Here is a 17,126-nt window from a genome sequence, read left to right on the forward strand (position 1 = left end):
GCGAGGATCACGTCGGAGGTGGCCGCGGTATCGGGCTGCGCGGGATTAGTCTGCGCGGGATCGGGGGGGGTCACGGCTTTGGATCGGGCTCGGCGGCGGGCGCCTCGGCGGCCTGTGCCTCATCCGCGGCCTGCGGGGTGTCCGCCGGATCGGGGGCGGGCAATTCGCCGTGGATCGCGGGCGGCTGGCCCATCAGCATGCGGGTGATGGTGATCAACTCGTCGCGCATATCCTTACGGTGGGTGACGCGGTCGAGCATCCCGTGATCCAGCAGATATTCGGCGCGCTGGAAGCCCTCGGGCAGTTTCTCGCGGATGGTTTGTTCGATCACGCGGGGACCGGCAAAGCAGATCAGCGCGTTGGGTTCGGCAATCTGCACGTCGCCCAGCATCGCATAGCTGGCGGTGACGCCGCCGGTGGTCGGATGGGTGAGCACGCAGATATAGGGCAGACCGGCCTCTTTGAGCATCGCCAGCGCGACGGTGGTCCGCGGCATCTGCATCAGGGAGAGAATCCCCTCTTGCATGCGCGCGCCACCGGCGGCGGCAAAGAGGATTAGCGGCACGCGGCGCTCGACCGCGCGCTCACAGGCGGCGATGATCGCATTGCCGACATACATCCCCATCGAGCCGCCCATAAAGGCGAAATTCTGCGCGGCGGCGACCACCGGTGTGCGGCCGATCTCGCCCTCGACGACCAGCATCGCCTCGCGCTCGTTATTGGCCTTTTGCGCGGCTTTCAAACGGTCGGGATAGCGTTTCTGGTCGCGGAAATGCAGCGGGTCGGCGACCGGCTCGGGCACCGAGACCTCGGCGAAAGTGCCGGCGTCAAACAGCGCGTTGAACCGCTCACGCGGCGAGATCGCCAGATGGTGGTTGCAGTTCAGGCAGACCTGCAGATTGTCGCTCAGCTCGCGGTGGAACAGCATGGTGCCGCACTCGGAGCATTTGGTCCAAAGGTTCTCGGGCACTTCGCGGCGCGAAAACAGCGAGTTGATCGTCGGACGGACGTAGTTGGTGATCCAGTTCATCGAGTGCCCCTTGTTGCCAGCCCCAGATAAGACGCGCGCCGTCCGAATGCAACATTACGCAGTGGCAATCCGGCGCGCATCCTTGCGCCAATCCGGTTTATCGCCCCTGTTTATCGCCGTCTGAGCCATAACCGGCAGGCGGCCCAGACGCTGACCATCAGCAGCATATCAGAAATCAGCAAGGGTTTGAGCAAATCCGCGCTGGCGCCGGTCTCGGCAAGTTGCAAGAGCGCCAGCCCGTCGAGCCCGCCCATCACGCTGACCAGAAGGATCGCCAGCACGTTATTGGCGAAATGCAGCCCCCAAGCGAGGCCCAGAGAGCCGCTGCGCGCGGTCAGATCGCTGGCCGCCAAGCCAAAAAGGCCGGTGGTGGCGACGACCAGCCATGTGTTGGTGCCCATTTCGGCGGGGTTGTAATGCGCCAGCCCAAAGAGGATCGTCGGCAGGCTCAGGTAGACCAGCGGTGAGGCGAAACGCGCCGCCAGTTGGCCTTGGATATAGCCGCGAAACACCAGTTCCTCGGCGCCGGTCTGGATCAGGATGCCCAGAAGCGCCAAGGGCAGGAACAGCAGCCAGAGCGCGGGGTCGGTGGCCAGTTGCAGTTGCGGCAAGAGCGGCGTCTGGCTGAGGAACAGCGCAATGCCGCCGCCGATCATTGCCATCATTGCGACACCGAGGGTAAAATCGCGCAAGACCACGGGGGCGCGGCCAAACAGGCCTGAGAGGCGGCGGTTGTGGAACAGGCGCAGGGTCAGGGCGGTGCCGAACCAGAACCCGAGAAAGGTCAGCATCAGCAGGATCAGCGACCATGGATCAGCACCCTGACCGACCCGCGAGAGCCGCGTCTCGAAACCGTGTAAACCGTTGTGAAACCAGTTAAAATCACCGCGCCCCAAGGCCCATGCGAGGATCTGGTCGGCCACCGGCAGCAGCCAGAGCGCCAGCCCGAGGGTCAGGTTCCACGCGACATAGATGCCGACGATCAGCATCAAGCCGGTGATCAGCCGCCAGAGTTGGTTGCTGGCGCGCGCCGGAGCGAGATAGGCGAGATATTGCGGGGTCATGGGGCCTCGGATTGGGGGGCGACGCTGTGCTCAGACGGGTTTGATAAAACCGGCCCGCGCCTCTGCCGCTTTGGCGCGCATGGCGCAGCCCTCGGCGTGGTCGTTGATCAGGCCCATCGCCTGCATGAAGGCAAAGATGGTGGTTGGCCCGACAAATTTCCAGCCGCGTTTCTTCAGGTCTTTGGACAGCGCCACCGAGGCGGGCGACTGGGTGAGTGTATAGGGCGCGCCGAGGTCTGCGGGCGCGGGTTCGAACCGCCAGATATAGGCGGCGAGAGAGCCGGTCTCGGCGGTCAGTTCGGCGTAGCGTTTGGCGTTGTTGATCACCGCTTCGATCTTGCCACGGTGGCGCACGATACCGGCGTCGGCAAGCAGGCGGGTGATGTCGGTCTCGGTGTATCGGGCGATCTTGGCGGGGTCGAAATTATCGAAGGCTTTGCGGAAATTCTCGCGTTTGTCCAAGATCGTGCGCCAACTGAGGCCGGATTGGAACGACTCGAGGCAGAGTTTTTCAAACAGCCGTCGGTCGTCGCTGACCGGATAGCCCCATTCCGCGTCATGATAGGGCAGAAAGGGCGGGTAATCGCCGACCCAAGCGCAGCGGTCGATGCCGTCGGGGCCGCGGGTGGTCTGGGTCATCTCGGGGCCTTTGCGGTTGGGTCAGGGTTGGTTTGGAGCGGGTATCTTGAGGCAATTCGCCACCGCGTCAACCGCGCGCATGTTCGCGGGGTGCAAAGCGCATTAACCTGTGGTCAGGATTTACGCGCTAGGCTGGGGGCAAGATGGACGGTTGGTTTGGATTCGCGCTGGCGCTGGCGGTGTTTTTTGCATCGCATATGATTCCGGTGCGGCCGGGTCTGAAGGGGCCTTTGGTGGCGCTTTTGGGGCGGGCGGGGTTTGGCGTGGCCTATTCCCTACTGTCGATTGCGCTGCTGGTCTGGGTGATCGTCGCGGCGGGGCGCGCGCCCTTTGTGGCCCTGTGGTATCACGCCGAGTGGATGACCCATGCGGCGCTGGGGGTGATGGCGGCGGCCTGTCTGCTGGTCGCCTATGCGATGGCGGGGGTGAACCCTTTGTCCTTTGGCTCGCGGCGTGAGGGGTTTGACCCTGAGAGGCCGGGGATCGCCGGAGTCAGCCGCCATCCGGTGCTCTTGGCGCTGGGCCTCTGGGCGGGGGCGCATTTGCTGGCCAATGGCGATCTGGCGCATGTGGTGCTGTTCGGGATTTTCACCCTGTTTGCGTTGTTCGGCATGGTGATGATCGACCGCAGGCTGCGCCGGACTTGGGGGGCCGAGGTCTGGCAGGCGCAGGCCGCGCGGACCTCATTACTGCCATTCTCGGCGCTGATCTCGGGGCGCTGGCGTCCGGCGCAGAGGCCCGCGGTGCTGCCGGCGGTGATCGCTTTGGCGGTCTGGGCGGCGCTTTTGGTGTTGCATCCCGTGGTGATCGGGGTGGCGCCGGTGGATCTGGGGTTTTAGGGATGTCGGCGGTCAGTCGCCCTTGAACATCTTGCGAAACCAGCCTTTTTTCGCGCCCTCAGGGGCGTCGCCCTCGCCCTCGCTGGCTTCGGTGTCCTCCTCTTCGGGGGATTCCAGCGCGTCCTGAAAGCGGCCAAAGAACTCATCGGCCATTTTGCGGGCGAATCCGTCGATGATCCGGCTGCCCAATTGCGCGAGTTTGCCGCCGACCTTGGCCTCGACCTCATAGGTCAGGAGCGTCGCGGCGCTGCCATCCTCGGCGGTCGCGGGGGCGAGGGTGACATGGGCGGCGCCCTTGGCGAAACCGGCGGCCCCGCCTTTGCCCTCGCCGTTCAGGGTCAGGCTTTGGCCCTCGATGATATCGGTGACGCTGACCTGTCCGGCGAATTTGGCCTTCACCGGTCCGACTTTTTGCACCACCACCGCTTCGAATCCCTCTGCGGCTGAGCCGGTGAGTTCCTCGCAGCCCGGCACGCAGGCTTTGAGCACCTCAGGGTCCAAAAGCGCCGCCCAGACGATGGCGGGATCGGCGGCAATGGTGCGGTTGTCGTTCATCTGCATGGCGTTATCCCCGTCGGTTATCTGTTTGTCCGGTATCCTAGCGCCCATGCGCCTCTGGCGAAAGCGGGGTTATGCAATGTGAAAAAGGGGCGCGAGACGCGCCCCCGTTAACAGGGATTCAAGGGTATCCGCAGAGACTGAGCCCGAATTGAGGCTCTCGCAAAGGTTAATGCGCCGAGACCGGTGCGAAATCATTCTCGCGCGCCAGCATGAAGGCCACGCGGCGGTCGAGCGCGATGGCCAGACACTCGCCCTCGGGCGAATGCACGCCCCAGACGGGCGATTCCTCGGGCAGTTGTGCACGAATATCGTCGGGCAGATCCTGCGCTTCAATCTCGCGGATATAGGCGATCTTGCCCAGCGGCAGACCGGAATATGGGGTTTCCATAAGGCGTCCTTTCAGCAGGGGGTCGGTTTAGCCGCGGGTGATGGGAATCGCGCGCACCACGGTCTCAGGTTCGCACCGTTCCAGCGCGATCTCAAGCAGGCCGTTCTCCATCCGCGCGCCGCTGACCTCGACACCCTCGGCGAGGGCGAAAATGCGGCGGAACTGGCGGGTGGCGATGCCGCGGTGCAGATACACGCGGTCGGGATCGGGATCGGATTGCTGGCCGCGCACGACCAGCTGCCGGTCTTCCAGCGTGACCGAGATATCATCGGGGCCAAAACCGGCGACCGCCAATGTGATCACATAGCGCGTCGGCTCGATCAATTCGATGTTGAACGGCGGGTAGCCGTCGGCTCCGGCTTTGGCGGTGCGTTCGACCAGCCGTTCCAGAGGTTCGAAACCCAGCAGTAAAGGATGCGTGGGAAAGGTAAATTTCGTCATCATTTCCGGTCCTGTAGCAGCGACACAGCGCCCGGACTCCGACCCTGCGGCAGTCCGGTTGCCTGACCGATATGGGGGCGGTGGCGCATAGGTGCAAGGGGCGCATGGGTGACGCGAGGCGCTTTGCCGCTGCAGCCAAGCCTTTGCCGCGCGGGGATTTCGCGGTAGGGTGCGGGCAATCTCAAGCGAGCACCCAACAGCGAGTCGAGCCTGCCATGAATGCCGCGTCGGAATTGAACCATGAAGAAGTCTTGCGTGTGAAGCTGGAGGTGCTGCGGGTCGAGCACCGTGATCTGGATGAGGCGATCGCGGCGATGCATGCGCGCGGCGGCGGGGACGAGCTGGCGATGAAGCGGCTGAAGCGGCGCAAATTGTCGCTGAAGGACCAGATCGCGCGGATCGAGGACGAGTTGATGCCGGATATTATCGCCTGAGGGCGGCTGGAGCGCGGAGGGACGCGCCCGATCCTGGGTGGGCGGCCTCGCGCTTGCCACGAGGCGGAGTGCTCAAAAGCAGTGATGTTGGATGCGCGGTGAATGACATCGCCAGTGCGCCCTCCCGGGGGGAGGGGCGGGCGCGGCCCGTGAGTGCCCACGGGCCTAGGCGGTTGAACTGTAGCACGCCAGAGCAGATCCTTGCTTGCAACCTATCTATAGTATGCCTCACCACTAGATACTAAGGGGTGCGCCCGACACTGGGTGGGCGCCTCTCGCTTGCCACGAGGCGCTGCGCTTGAAAGCGGAGATGTAGGTCGGGCGGTGAAGGGCATCGCCAATGCGCCCTCCCGGGGGGAGGGTCGGGCGCGGCCCGTGGGGGCCCACGGGCCTAGGAGGTTGAACTGTAGGTCAGACAAACGCGGAGGCTCATGCAGGAGGATGGATGCTGTGCACGATGTTTTGAGCACCCGCTGCCTTGGGCGGAATGGTTAATTTCTTGCCTGACACTCGCCACGCGCCTACCCTGTCGGGATTGTTTTTAGTGGTTTCCTTCAGGAATTGGAGTGTGTTTGATGAGACTTCCCGGCATTTTCACCGCGTCGCTGCTGGCGCTGACACTTCCCGCAACCGCCAGCGCACAGCAGGGCTATACATGGGAATACGGCCGCCATGTGATGGCGGATGTGTTTGAAACCAGCCTCTCTCTGGTCTACGGCGTGCCCGAAACCGACGATGTGCAGATGTTCGCCGATTGCGGCATTGGTGCGGGCGGGCCTTTGGTGCGGGCGACGGTCGGCGCGCCGATTGGCGACCTGCCGGGCGGTGCGGGGGTGCAGATTTCCTTTTCCGCGCCCGGCTATGCACAGACGCTCAATGCCGAGGTGGTGCGCCATGAAGAATTTTTCCACGGGGTCGAGATCGTCATCGAGCCCAATGATCCGCTGCTCACCGAACTGGCGCAGCGCGCGGCGCTGACCTATGCGGTGCATGGCCAGCCGGCGGCGACGATCTCGCTGGCCGGAAGCGCGGGGCCGGTGCGCAGTTTCGCCGGGGATTGCGCGCATATCGGGGATTTGACGCCGAATATCGTGCCCGCCAGCAGCCATTCCAGCGCGCCGCCGATTGGGTCCTTTGGCTGCAATATGTTTCCCGGTCTGGCCTCGCGCAACAGCGATGTGGCGCAAAATGTGACCTTTGTTAACAATTCGCCAGGCTACCGCGTGGTGATGTGGCTGGGGTTTGACGGGCAGCCGGTGGAATACGGACGATTGAATCCGGGGCAATCAATGTCGATCCAGAGCTTTCTGACCCATCCGTGGATGTTCACCGATGGGCCGGGCAATTGCATCCAGATTATCGAGCTGCAACCCGGCGTCGCCAGCTATTCGATTGCTGCGCCGAGCCCGAATTTCGGCAGTGAATAGAGGCGTTTAGCCCGCCGTCCCACGATAGAGTGTGACCCGCACGCCGCCCATATCGACGGGTGTATCGGCAGGCTTCAGCCCCAGCGCGGTGGCCTTCACCAGCCCCGCGTCGGGGGTGATGATGCCGACCTGCCAGCCCTTGAACCGCTCGGACAGGGTTTTGCCAAGGCTGCCATAGAGCGCGAACAGCATCTTGCGGTCGCCGATCCGTGCGCCCCATGGCGGGTTCACCATGACGATGCCTTTGGCGCCCTCAGGCGGGGTCAGATCCGAGATGGGCTTGCGCTCGAAGGTGCAATACTCGGCGACACCGGCGCGGGCGGCGTTTTTCACCGCCATCTGCACCGCACCCTGATCACGGTCGGAACCGTAGAACCGGATGTTGGGCGTCTTGGGGGTGGTGGATTTCAACGCTTCAAAAGCCGTTTGGTCGAAACTGGCCAGCCCTTCAAAGGCAAAGCTGCGGCTGCGACCGGGCAGGAGGCCAAGGGCGATCTCGGCGGCTTCAATCGGGAAGGTGCCCGAGCCGCACATCGGATCGACCAGCGTTTGCGTGCCGTCATAGCCCATCTGGCGCAGGAAGATCGCCGCAAGATTTTCGCGCATCGGGGCTTTACCCACCGCCTGTTTATGGCCGCGTCGGTGCAAAGGCTCGCCCGAGGTATCAAGGCTGAGCGTCACCAGATCATCCTCGATGCGGGTTTTGATCACCAGCGCGGCCTCGGCCGAGATCGGCGCGCCGATACTCTCGGTGATCGCGGTTTCAACCCGCTGGGTGGCGGCTTTGGCGTGGTATATCCGTGACTTACGGCAGGTGGCCTCGATTTTCACCGGCACGTCGGCGCGCAGCACCTCGCCCCATGGCAGGCGGCGCGCGCGTTTGTCGAGCTGCGCCAGATGCAGGGCGCGGAATTCGGCGAAGCGCAGCAACACGCGGGTGGCGCCGCGCAGGGTCAGATTGGCGCGCCAGACCTCGCGCCAGCCGCCGGTGACCTCAACCCCGCCGGGAACGGCTGTGGCGGGGGTGAAACCGGCGGCGCTTGCCTCCGCGGCCAGCAGCGATTCGGTGCCCGGCGGGCAGACGAGGAATATGGAGAATTCTGTGCTCATGCGCCCGTCCTATAAGGTTTCGATCCCCGTGCACAGGGCGCGCGCACAGGGGGCGTATTGCGCTGGCTTGCGGGCAATGGATTGCGCATCGGGGCGCGATTCGTATAGTGCGGGCGCATCACATCAGGGCCGGAGATCGCAGATATGGTGAAGGTTGGAATAATCATGGGCAGTCAGTCGGACTGGCCGACCATGCGCGAGGCGGCGGCGTTGCTGGACGAGTTGGGCGTCAGTTACGAGACCAAGATCGTCTCGGCGCATCGCACGCCCGACCGGCTCTGGGACTACGGCAAGACCGCCGTGGAGCGCGGCTTGCAGGTGATCATCGCCGGTGCCGGTGGTGCGGCGCATTTGCCCGGTATGATGGCCTCGAAAACCCGCGTGCCGGTGGTCGGCGTGCCGATCCAGACGCGGGCGCTGAGCGGTGTCGATAGTCTGTATTCCATCCTGCAGATGCCGCGCGGCTATCCGGTGGCGACAATGGCGATCGGCGGCGGCGCGAATGCCGGATTGATGGCGGCGCAGATGCTGGCGGTCGCGGATGCGGGCTTGGCCGAGCGGGTGGACGCATGGCGCGCGGCGCTGACGGCGTCAATTGCCGAGGAGCCGAAAGATGATTGAGATGGTGCCGGTTGGCGGTGTGATCGGGATATTGGGCGGCGGGCAATTGGGCCGCATGCTCTCGGTGGCGGCCTCGCGGCTGGGGCTGCGCTGTCATATTTATGATCCCTCGCCGAACCCGCCGGCGGGGCAGGTGGCGGACATTGTGACCACGGCGGCTTGGGATGACGCGGCGGCGCTGCGGGCCTTTGCCGAATCGGTTGATGTGATCACCTATGAGTTCGAGAATATCCCGACTGCGGCGCTGGATATTCTGGAAGCCCTGCGGCCCGTGCGCCCGGGGCGGCAGGCTTTGGCGGTGTCGCAGGACCGGCTGACCGAGAAGGATTTCTTGCGCGATTTGGGGTTGGTGACGGCGCCTTACCGCGATGTGCCGGATGAGGCGGCGTTGCAGGCGGCGCTCTCGGAGATCGGCGCGCCCGCGATCCTGAAAACCCGCCGTCTGGGCTATGACGGCAAGGGGCAGGCGCGGATCATGGCGCCGGAGCAGGGGGCCGAGGCGTTCGCGGACATGGCGGGGCAGGATGCGATTCTGGAAGGTTTCGTCGAATTCAGCTGCGAGATTTCGGTGATCGCGGCGCGCGGGGTGTCCGGCGAGGTGGCCTGTTATGATCCCGGCGAGAATATCCATGAGGACGGGATCCTGCGGCGCACCACGCTGCCCGCCTCGGTGACCCCGATGCAGCAGATGGATGCGGTGCTGCTGGCCGGTAAGATATTGAACGCGCTGGAGTATGTCGGCGTGATGGGGGTTGAGCTGTTTGTCACCAAGCGCGGGCTGGTGGTCAACGAGATCGCGCCGCGGGTGCATAACTCGGGCCATTGGACGCAGGCGGGCTGCGCGGTGGACCAGTTCGAGCAGCATATCCGCGCGGTGGCCGGTTGGCCCCTGGGCAATGGCGCGCGGCATGCGGATGTGGTGATGGAGAACCTGATCGGCGCGGATATGGCGCGGGTGCCGGAGCTGGCGCGCGAGGCGGATGTGCAGCTGCATCTTTATGGTAAAGGCGAGGCCCGCGCGGGGCGCAAGATGGGGCATGTGAACCGGATTATGCGCGGTTGATGCGGGTGTATTGAGGGGGGCGGCGCTCTTCGGGGGCGGGTGCCCCCTCATCGCGCCGGTGGGTTGCCACCCACACCCGCCCGGGAGGGTTTTCCACCCTCCCGGACCCTTCCGAGAGTATTTATCGCAAGATGAAGCCGCGGCTTGCGGGGGCCGAATCATTTGTTTCTTGAGGGTGATGCCTGTATCAGCACCCATCGCGGCGTGCCGCTCTGACCCCAATCTTGCCGGAAGGGCCCGAGATGTTGCAGACCCCTTATTACCTGATCGATAAAGCGCGGCTTTTGCCGAATATGGAGAAGATCGCCTGGTTGCGCGAACACTCCGGGGCGAAATGCCTGTTGGCGCTGAAGTGTTTCGCGACATGGTCGGTGTTTGATTTCATCAGCGAATATATGGATGGAACCACGAGTTCCTCGCTTTTTGAGGTGCGGCTGGGGCGTGAGACGTTCGGCAAGGAAACCCACGCTTATTCCGTGGCTTACGCCGAGCACGAGATCGAGGAAGTGCTGGCGCATTCGGATAAGATTATCTTCAATACCATCGGCCAGTTGCAGCGTTATCAGGCGCAGAGCGCCGAGCATATGCGGGGGTTGCGGGTCAATCCGGGGGTTAGCACTTCGGAGTTTGATCTGGCCGATCCGGCGCGGCCGTTCTCACGGCTGGGCGAGCATGATCCGGCGGTGATCGAGACAGTGATCGACCAGATCAGCGGGTTTATGTTTCATAACAACTGCGAGAATGACGATTTCGCGCGGTTTGACGAGATGTTGACGCTGATCGAGGGGCGATTCGGGCATTTGATCCGGCGGCTGGAGTGGATCAGCCTTGGCGGCGGTATTCATTTCACCGGCGAGGGCTATCCGCTGGAGCTGTTGGCGGCGCGGCTCAAGCGGTTTGCGGAAGAGTTCGGCGTGCAGGTCTATCTGGAGCCGGGCGAGGCGGCGGTGACCGGCTCGACGACGCTGGAGGTGACGGTGCTGGACACGCTGTTCAATGGCAAAAACCTGGCGATTGTCGACAGTTCGATCGAGGCGCATATGCTCGATCTGCTGATCTACCGCGAGCGCGCCAAGATCAGCCCCGATGCGGGCCCGCATGAATGGATGGTCTGCGGCAAATCCTGCCTTGCGGGGGATATTTTTGGCGAGTTCCGCTTTGCCGAACCGTTGAAAGCCGGGGATCGCCTGTCGATCGAGGATGCGGCGGGCTATACTATGGTTAAGAAAAACTGGTTCAACGGCGTGAAAATGCCGGCGATTGCCATTCGCGAGCTGGATGGAGACATCCGTTTGGTGCGCGATTTCGGCTATGACGAGTTTGCAGCCGCGCTGTCGTAACGGCGCTTGGTTCCGAGCAAAACCCATCTACAAGGAGAGTTTTTGGCGTTATGAAAAAACACGTTCTCATTATCGGTGCTGGCGGCGTGGCCCAGGTGACAGCGCATAAATGCGCGCAGAATAACGATATTCTGGGTGATCTGCATATCGCCAGCCGGACGCGCGAAAAATGCGAGGCGATTCTGGCCTCGGTGGCCGAGAAAGGCTCGATGAAGCAAGAGGGCGTGTTCAAAGCCCATGGGCTGGATGCGCGCGACACCGCGGCGGTGGCGGCGCTGATCCGCGAGACCGGTGCGCAGATCGTGATTAATGTGGCCCAGCCCTTCGTGAATATGCCGGTGCTTGAGGCCTGTATCGAGACCGGCGCGGCCTATATGGACACCGCGATCCATGAGGATCCGGGCAAGATTTGCGAGACCCCGCCGTGGTATGCGAACTATGAGTGGCAGCGCCGTGATCGCTGCGCCGAAGCCGGGGTGACGGCGATTCTGGGCGTCGGCTTTGATCCGGGCGTGGTGAATGCCTTTGCGCGCCACGGGATTGATGCCTATGTGCCCGAGGTCGAAGCGATTGATATCGTCGACATCAATGCGGGCTCGCATGGCCGCTGGTTCAGCACGAATTTCGACCCCGAAATCAATTTCCGCGAGTTCACCGGCACGGTCTATTCTTGGCAGAATGGCGCCTGGCAGTCGAACAAGATGTTCGAGATCGGCAAGGAGTGGGATCTGCCGGTGGTCGGCAAGCAGAAGGCCTATATGACTGGCCATGACGAGGTGCACTCATTGGCGGCCAATTACCCGCAGGCGGATGTCCGCTTCTGGATGGGGTTCGGCGATCATTACATCAATGTGTTCAATGTGTTGAACAATCTGGGGCTGCTATCGGAACAGCCCGTGACCACCGCCGAAGGGCTGGAGGTTGTGCCGTTGAAAGTGGTGAAAGCGGTGCTGCCCGATCCCTCGTCGCTGGCGCCGGATTACACCGGCAAAACCTGTATCGGCACGCGGGTGCGGGGCAAGAAAGACGGGCAGGCGGCCGAGGTCTTCGTCTATAATATCGCCGACCATAAGGACGCTTATAACGAGGTCGGCTCGCAGGGGATTTCCTATACCGCGGGCGTGCCGCCGGTGGCGGCGGCGATGTTGATTGCCGATGGCACTTGGGACACAGGCACGATGGTGAATGTCGAAGAGCTTGACCCCAAGCCGTTCTTTGAGATCCTCGACCGGATCGGCCTGCCGACGCGGGTCAAGGATGCCAATGGCGACCGCGCCTGGAACGCCTGACAACAGATTAAAGGGGGGCCGCGTGCCTCCCTTTTTCTTTGCCTGAACGCCTAAAATTTATCTAAAACTTCGCCCACTTTATGCCCTAAATATCCCGGGGGAGTGGCCGCAGGCCGCGGGGGCAGCGCCCCCTGACACCGGTGATCACCCGTCCAGCGCTTTTTTCAACCGTGCGAAACTCTCAACGGGGGATTTCGCGCCGCTGCCGCCGAGAAACCCGTCGAGACGGGCAAAGAGTTTGATCGCGCGGTCGGTCAGCGGGTCGGAGCCCTGCGCATAAAGCCCCGCCTGCACCATCATTTCCGCCCGTTCCCAAGCCCCGATCAACCGCCGGGCTTCGGAAATCTGGGCGTTCTCGGAAGGCGAGGCGGCGGCGGGGAGGCTGCGCGAGACCGAGCGCATCAGGTCGATCGCCGGAAACCGCCCGCGTTCGGCAATTGTGCGGTCTAAAATCACATGGCCGTCGAGCACGCCGCGCAGGATATCGGCGACCGGTTCATCCATATCCGAGCCTGCCACCAGCACGGTGAAGACAGCGGTGATATCGCCATGCGCCTCCAGCCCCGGACCGGCGCGTTCGGCCAGTGCCATGATCTGATGCGCGGTCGAGGGCGGGAAGCCGCGCAGGCTGGGCGATTCGCCCGCCGCGAGGGCGATTTCGCGGTGGGCTTCGGCAAAGCGGGTGACGGAATCGCACAGAAGCAGCACATGTTTGCCGAGGTCGCGGAAATGTTCGGCCACCGCCATCGCGGTCATTGCCGCGCGGCGCCGTGCGAGGGGCGATTGGTCCGAGGTTGCCGAGACCACCACCGACCGCGCCAGCCCCTCTTCGCCCAACACGCCCTCGGTGAAATCGCGCAATTCGCGGCCGCGTTCGCCGACCAGTGCCAGCACCACGACATCGGCCTCGATCCCGCGCGCGAGCTGGCCCAAGAGCATGGTTTTGCCCACGCCCGAACCCGCAAACAGCCCGATTCGCTGGCCGCGCACCAAGGGCAGCATGGTGTTGAACGCGTCCAATCCGGTGGAGATCCGCCCGCCCAGCCGTTTGCGCAGCGCCGGTGGTGGCGGCGGGCTGCGCAGGGGGCGGGGTTTGGCGCCGCGGGCCAGCGGTCGCCCGTCGAGAGGTGCGCCGTAGGGGTCGATGATTCGCCCGATCCACGAGACATCCGGCGCGATGGTATTGCGGCCCAGATGCTCCACCGGATCATTGATCGCCAGCCCCTCCATCGAGCCTTCGGGCAGGATTTCCGCCCCCTCGCGGCCCATGGCAAGGATCTCGCCGCCGATACTGCCGGCGATCTCGACACGGTCGCCGAGCCGCGCGCGCAGCGACAGCCCCTGCGCCAGCACCGTCGCTGCCTGCATCTGTTTGACCCGGCCAAAATGGCGCACCGGACGGATCTCGGCGAGTTCGGCCATCAGGCCTTCAAAAACGCTCATCACGGCTCCTTTCGGGGCAATCGAGAAAACCTGCGCGAATCATCCGCGTCGTTACGCTTTCTAAACCATTGACCGTTAATGCTTCGTGTAGGCCAGCACAGGGAGAACCCAATGTTTGCAAGTCTGGAAATTTTGCGCATGGCGCAATCCTTTGCCGCGCATGCCGCGACCCGCCAGCAGGCGATCGCGCAGAATGTCGCCAATGCCGACACGCCCGGATACCGGTCGCGTGATGCGGTGTCTTTTGCCGATTACTGGCGTGCCACCCAATCCGGCGCGGGTGTGCCGCAGGCGCAATTGATCCAACCTGACGAGTCACCGGTCAGCGTGTCGCCCGATGGCAATACGGTGTCGATTGAGCACGAGATGATGCGCTCGGTCGAAGCGCGCCAGCAACATGAGATGGCGCTGGGCATCTATTCTATGTCGCGCGATCTGCTGCGCGCCTCGATTGGCCGATAAGGAGCCGAAAACATGAGCAGTCTAGAAAGCACACTGGCGCTATCTGCCTCGGGGATGCAGGCGCAGGCGACGCGTCTGCGGCATGTCTCGGAGAATATCGCCAATGTCGATACGCCCGGATACCGGCGCAAAACCGTCCCCTTTGAGCCGATGGCGCTGCCCGGTGACGGGCTGTCTCAGCCCTCGGGGGTGCGCAGTGGCGCGGTGCTGCTGGACCGCAAGCCGCTGCCGCAGATCTATGATCCCGGCCATATTCTGGCGGATGAAAGCGGCCATTATCTGGGCTCGAATGTCGAATTGATGGTTGAAATTGCCGACGCGCGTGAGGCGCAGCGGTCTTATGAGGCGAACCTCAAAATGTTCGATCAGGCGCGGCAGATGTCGCAAAGCCTGATCGGGCTGCTGCGTCGTTAAGGAGTTATCAAGATGGAATTATCCGCCAGTCTAGCGGCGCGGTCATATGGGGCCGCGCGCCCGGTGACCACGCCCGATCCGCAGGCCGAGGGTGGTGCCGCCAGCACCGCCATGCGCTTTGCCGAGAATTTCGCGCAGGTGCTCGACCGTGCCGATACCACCGCGCAGGCGGCGATGACCGGCGATGCCGATCCGCATGCTTTGGTGGCAGCACTCTCCGAGGCGCAGATGGCCGTCGAAACCGCGGTGGCGGTGCGTGACAAAGTGGTCGAGGCTTATCTCGAGATCCTCAGGATGCCCGTGTGATGGGGCGCAGACTGATGGTTGGCGATGAGCGCGGGAGGCGCGGGCGATGACCGATGCGGCGATCTATGACGTGTTGCGACAGGGCCTCTGGGTCGCGGTGGCAATGTCGGCGCCGCTCTTGGGTGTGGCGCTGGTCGCCGGTCTGATCGTCGGGCTGTTTCAGGCGCTGACCTCGGTGCAGGAAATGACCCTGACCTTCGTGCCGAAAATCATCGCCATGTTGATCATGTTCTGGGTCTCGATGAGCGCGATGACCGCAGTTCTGGTGGATTTCTTTCAAGTGCGACTGATCCCGATTGTGGCAGGAGGCTAACCATGGACAATCCCGGCTATACGACGCTGACACGGCAATCCGGCCTGATGCGCGAAATGCAGGTGCTGGCGCATAATGTCGCCAATCTCTCGACCACCGGATTTCGCCGCGAGGGCTTGCTGTTTTCCGAATATGTTCAACAGCTTGACCGGCAAGAGGCGCCCTTGTCGATGGCCACGGCGAATGCCCATCAGACCTATCTGACGCAGGGCAATCTGACGATGACCGGCGGCGCCTTGGACCTCGCGATCGAGGGCGAGGGGTTTTTCCTGATTGAGACCCCCGAGGGCGAGCGGCTGACCCGTGCGGGGCATTTTGCCACCAATGCGGCGGGCGAGATGGTAACGCCCGAGGGGCACCGCCTGCTTGATCTGGGCGGCGCGCCGGTCTTCGTGCCCGGCGATGCGGATGCGATCAGCATTGCCCGCGACGGCACCCTTTCGGCCGATGGCCAGCCCTTGGCGCAGATCGGTCTGGTGCGGCCCGAGGACCCCTCGCAACTGACCCGCGCCAGCGGTGTCATGCATCAGGTCGAGGGCGCGCTATTACCGGTGGAAGAGCCGGTTTTGATGCAGGGGTTTCTTGAGGATTCCAACGTCAATCCGATCTCGGAGATGGCGCGCATGATCGAAGTGCAGCGCGCCTATGAGCTCGGTCAGAAATTTCTCGACAGCGAGGATCAGAGAATCCGCTCTGTTGTTCAAACACTTAGCCGATAGGAGAGAGTGATGCGCGCTTTACAGATTGCCGCGACGGGGATGAGTGCCCAGCAGATGCGGGTCGATACCGTGGCCAATAACCTCGCGAATATGTCGACCACTGCCTATAATGCGCGGCGGGCCGAATTTGCCGATCTGCATTACCAGCAGCACACGCGGGCGGGGACGATTTCGGCCTCGGATGGCACGGTGGTGCCGACCGGCGTGCAGCTGGGGCTTGGCGCGCGGCCCGCGGCGGTGGCGATGCAGGTGCAGCAGGGCACGCTGACGCAGACCGGCGGCGATCTGGATGTCGCCATCGAGGGGCGCGGCTGGCTGGAGGTGACCCTGCCCGATGGCCGCCCCGCCTATACCCGTGACGGCGGATTGAAACGCAGCGGCGAGGGGCTGATCGTGACCTCGGACGGGCATGAAGTCTCGCCGGGGATCACCATTCCGGCGGATGTCACGCAGATTTCGATCAATGCGCAGGGCGAATTATGGGGCTATTTCACCGACCGGGTGGAGCCCGAGCGGCTGGGTCAGTTAACCATGTCCGGTTTCACCAATGAGCGCGGGCTCGAGGCGCTGGGCGCGAATCTGTTTGTCGAGACCGAAGCCTCGGGACCGGCGGTGCAATCGGTGCCGGGTGAGGACGGGCTGGGGTTGCTGCGGCAGTTCTATCTTGAGGAAAGCTCGGTCGATCCGGTGCGCGAATTAACCGAGATGATCAAGGCGCAGCGCGGCTACGAGCTGAACGCCAAGGTGATCACCGCCGCCGACCAGATGCTCAGCGCGACGACGCAGGTGCGGTGATGCGCCGCTCCGCCCTTATCGCGCTGATCGCGCTGTTCTCCGCGCCGGTGCAGGCCGATACGCTGCTGGCGGCGCGCACCCTGCGCGCGGGCACGGCGATCAGCGCCGCCGATGTGGTGCTGGTGCCGGATGCCGCCGCGCCCGGTATCGCCAGCGATCCCGACGAGGCGATCGGGTTGGAATCGCGGGTCACGCTCTATGCCGGACGGCCGATACCGCTGGCCAGTCTCGGCCCGCCGGCGCTGGTCGAGCGCAATCAACTGGTGACGCTGGTGTTCCAGCAGGGCGGGCTGGATATCCGCGCCGAGGGGCGGGCTTTGGCGCGCGGCGGCGATGGGGACGAGATCCGCATCATGAATTTGGGCTCGCGCAGCACCGTCTTCGGCACCGTTGCCGGACCGGGGTTGGTGACTGTTCCTTAACCATTA

The 17,126-nt window shown here is 63.7% G+C and carries 22 protein-coding genes; 14 read left to right on the top strand and 8 right to left on the bottom strand.

Features of this window, described 5'->3' with window-relative positions; all coding sequences use genetic code 11:
• Positions 1–70: 70 nt before the first annotated feature.
• The 3 genes from accD to DDE20_RS13905 all read right to left on the bottom strand — a co-directional run bounded on the left by accD (position 71) and on the right by DDE20_RS13905 (position 2,733).
• Positions 71–1,030, bottom strand: coding sequence for an acetyl-CoA carboxylase, carboxyltransferase subunit beta (gene accD / locus DDE20_RS13895; RefSeq protein ID WP_116559114.1), 960 nt, complete (start codon positions 1,028–1,030; stop codon positions 71–73).
• A 110-nt stretch (positions 1,031–1,140) separates the two neighbouring features.
• Entirely contained in the window at positions 1,141–2,094 is a 954-nt protein-coding gene (locus tag DDE20_RS13900) for a CPBP family intramembrane glutamic endopeptidase (protein ID WP_240608076.1), read from the bottom strand.
• 30 nt (positions 2,095–2,124) lie between these two features.
• Positions 2,125–2,733, bottom strand: a complete 609-nt coding sequence (locus tag DDE20_RS13905; RefSeq protein WP_116559115.1) for a DNA-3-methyladenine glycosylase I — start codon at positions 2,731–2,733, stop codon at positions 2,125–2,127.
• Positions 2,734–2,876: 143 nt separating this feature from the next.
• Between DDE20_RS13905 and DDE20_RS13910 the strand changes: the two genes are divergently transcribed.
• Positions 2,877–3,572: an NnrU family protein gene (locus tag DDE20_RS13910; RefSeq protein WP_116559116.1), complete on the top strand. Its 696-nt coding sequence runs from the start codon at positions 2,877–2,879 to the stop codon at positions 3,570–3,572.
• 12 nt (positions 3,573–3,584) lie between these two features.
• On the opposite strand, the gene DDE20_RS13915 is transcribed toward DDE20_RS13910, so the two are convergent.
• The 3 genes from DDE20_RS13915 to DDE20_RS13925 all read right to left on the bottom strand — a co-directional run bounded on the left by DDE20_RS13915 (position 3,585) and on the right by DDE20_RS13925 (position 4,962).
• Positions 3,585–4,133 (bottom strand): SRPBCC family protein, encoded by a 549-nt coding sequence (locus DDE20_RS13915; RefSeq protein ID WP_116559117.1) that lies wholly within the window; start codon positions 4,131–4,133, stop codon positions 3,585–3,587.
• Positions 4,134–4,299: 166 nt separating this feature from the next.
• Complete coding sequence (locus DDE20_RS13920; RefSeq protein ID WP_116559118.1) at positions 4,300–4,521, bottom strand: DUF1150 family protein; 222 nt, start codon at positions 4,519–4,521, stop codon at positions 4,300–4,302.
• 27 nt (positions 4,522–4,548) lie between these two features.
• Positions 4,549–4,962 (bottom strand): Hsp20 family protein, encoded by a 414-nt coding sequence (locus tag DDE20_RS13925; protein WP_116559191.1) that lies wholly within the window; start codon positions 4,960–4,962, stop codon positions 4,549–4,551.
• Between the two features lie 215 nt (positions 4,963–5,177).
• On the opposite strand from DDE20_RS13925, the gene DDE20_RS13930 reads away from it, so the two are divergent.
• Together DDE20_RS13930 and DDE20_RS13935 are read left to right on the top strand one after the other, a co-directional pair.
• Positions 5,178–5,396, top strand: a complete 219-nt coding sequence (locus DDE20_RS13930) for a YdcH family protein (protein ID WP_116559119.1) — start codon at positions 5,178–5,180, stop codon at positions 5,394–5,396.
• A gap of 575 nt (positions 5,397–5,971) precedes the next feature.
• Complete coding sequence (locus DDE20_RS13935) at positions 5,972–6,823, top strand: VHL beta domain-containing protein (protein ID WP_116559120.1); 852 nt, start codon at positions 5,972–5,974, stop codon at positions 6,821–6,823.
• 6 nt (positions 6,824–6,829) lie between these two features.
• Here the strand turns inward: DDE20_RS13935 and DDE20_RS13940 are convergent, their stop codons facing one another.
• The gene (locus DDE20_RS13940) at positions 6,830–7,933 is read right to left on the bottom strand and encodes a THUMP domain-containing class I SAM-dependent RNA methyltransferase (RefSeq protein ID WP_116559121.1); all 1,104 of its coding nucleotides are present in this window, start codon (positions 7,931–7,933) and stop codon (positions 6,830–6,832) included.
• A gap of 144 nt (positions 7,934–8,077) precedes the next feature.
• On the opposite strand from DDE20_RS13940, the gene purE reads away from it, so the two are divergent.
• The 4 genes from purE to DDE20_RS13960 all read left to right on the top strand — a co-directional run bounded on the left by purE (position 8,078) and on the right by DDE20_RS13960 (position 12,246).
• Positions 8,078–8,554 carry a 5-(carboxyamino)imidazole ribonucleotide mutase gene (gene purE, locus DDE20_RS13945; RefSeq protein WP_420812370.1) on the top strand — a complete coding sequence of 159 codons (477 nt, stop codon included), beginning with the start codon at positions 8,078–8,080 and terminating at the stop codon, positions 8,552–8,554.
• Complete coding sequence (locus DDE20_RS13950) at positions 8,547–9,617, top strand: 5-(carboxyamino)imidazole ribonucleotide synthase (protein ID WP_116559123.1); 1,071 nt, start codon at positions 8,547–8,549, stop codon at positions 9,615–9,617. Before purE ends, DDE20_RS13950 begins: the two co-directional genes overlap by 8 nt.
• Before the next feature lie 245 nt (positions 9,618–9,862).
• Entirely contained in the window at positions 9,863–10,957 is a 1,095-nt protein-coding gene (locus tag DDE20_RS13955; protein WP_116559192.1) for a carboxynorspermidine decarboxylase, read from the top strand.
• A gap of 50 nt (positions 10,958–11,007) precedes the next feature.
• Positions 11,008–12,246 (top strand): saccharopine dehydrogenase family protein, encoded by a 1,239-nt coding sequence (locus DDE20_RS13960; RefSeq protein ID WP_116559124.1) that lies wholly within the window; start codon positions 11,008–11,010, stop codon positions 12,244–12,246.
• A 144-nt stretch (positions 12,247–12,390) separates the two neighbouring features.
• Here DDE20_RS13960 and DDE20_RS13965 read toward each other — a convergent pair whose 3' ends face one another.
• The gene (locus DDE20_RS13965) at positions 12,391–13,692 is read right to left on the bottom strand and encodes a FliI/YscN family ATPase (protein ID WP_116559125.1); all 1,302 of its coding nucleotides are present in this window, start codon (positions 13,690–13,692) and stop codon (positions 12,391–12,393) included.
• A gap of 108 nt (positions 13,693–13,800) precedes the next feature.
• On the opposite strand from DDE20_RS13965, the gene DDE20_RS13970 reads away from it, so the two are divergent.
• From DDE20_RS13970 to flgA, 7 genes are read left to right on the top strand one after another with little or no spacing between them, the layout of a single operon-like run.
• Entirely contained in the window at positions 13,801–14,151 is a 351-nt protein-coding gene (locus DDE20_RS13970; RefSeq protein WP_116559126.1) for a FlgB family protein, read from the top strand.
• 12 nt (positions 14,152–14,163) lie between these two features.
• Entirely contained in the window at positions 14,164–14,565 is a 402-nt protein-coding gene (flgC, locus tag DDE20_RS13975; RefSeq protein WP_116559127.1) for a flagellar basal body rod protein FlgC, read from the top strand.
• A gap of 12 nt (positions 14,566–14,577) precedes the next feature.
• Positions 14,578–14,871 carry a flagellar hook-basal body complex protein FliE gene (gene fliE / locus DDE20_RS13980; protein WP_116559128.1) on the top strand — a complete coding sequence of 98 codons (294 nt, stop codon included), beginning with the start codon at positions 14,578–14,580 and terminating at the stop codon, positions 14,869–14,871.
• Positions 14,872–14,917: 46 nt separating this feature from the next.
• Positions 14,918–15,184 carry a flagellar biosynthetic protein FliQ gene (locus DDE20_RS13985; protein ID WP_116559129.1) on the top strand — a complete coding sequence of 89 codons (267 nt, stop codon included), beginning with the start codon at positions 14,918–14,920 and terminating at the stop codon, positions 15,182–15,184.
• Positions 15,185–15,186: 2 nt separating this feature from the next.
• On the top strand, positions 15,187–15,903 hold the full coding sequence (locus DDE20_RS13990; protein ID WP_116559130.1) for a flagellar hook-basal body complex protein: 717 nt from the start codon (positions 15,187–15,189) through the stop codon (positions 15,901–15,903).
• A 9-nt stretch (positions 15,904–15,912) separates the two neighbouring features.
• The gene (gene flgG, locus DDE20_RS13995) at positions 15,913–16,698 is read left to right on the top strand and encodes a flagellar basal-body rod protein FlgG (RefSeq protein ID WP_116559131.1); all 786 of its coding nucleotides are present in this window, start codon (positions 15,913–15,915) and stop codon (positions 16,696–16,698) included.
• Complete coding sequence (flgA, locus tag DDE20_RS14000) at positions 16,698–17,120, top strand: flagellar basal body P-ring formation chaperone FlgA (protein WP_116559132.1); 423 nt, start codon at positions 16,698–16,700, stop codon at positions 17,118–17,120. Before flgG ends, flgA begins: the two co-directional genes overlap by 1 nt.
• Positions 17,121–17,126 lie beyond the last annotated feature (6 nt).

This window comes from Pararhodobacter oceanensis (genome assembly GCF_003076755.1).
Lineage (GTDB): Bacteria > Pseudomonadota > Alphaproteobacteria > Rhodobacterales > Rhodobacteraceae > Pararhodobacter > Pararhodobacter oceanensis.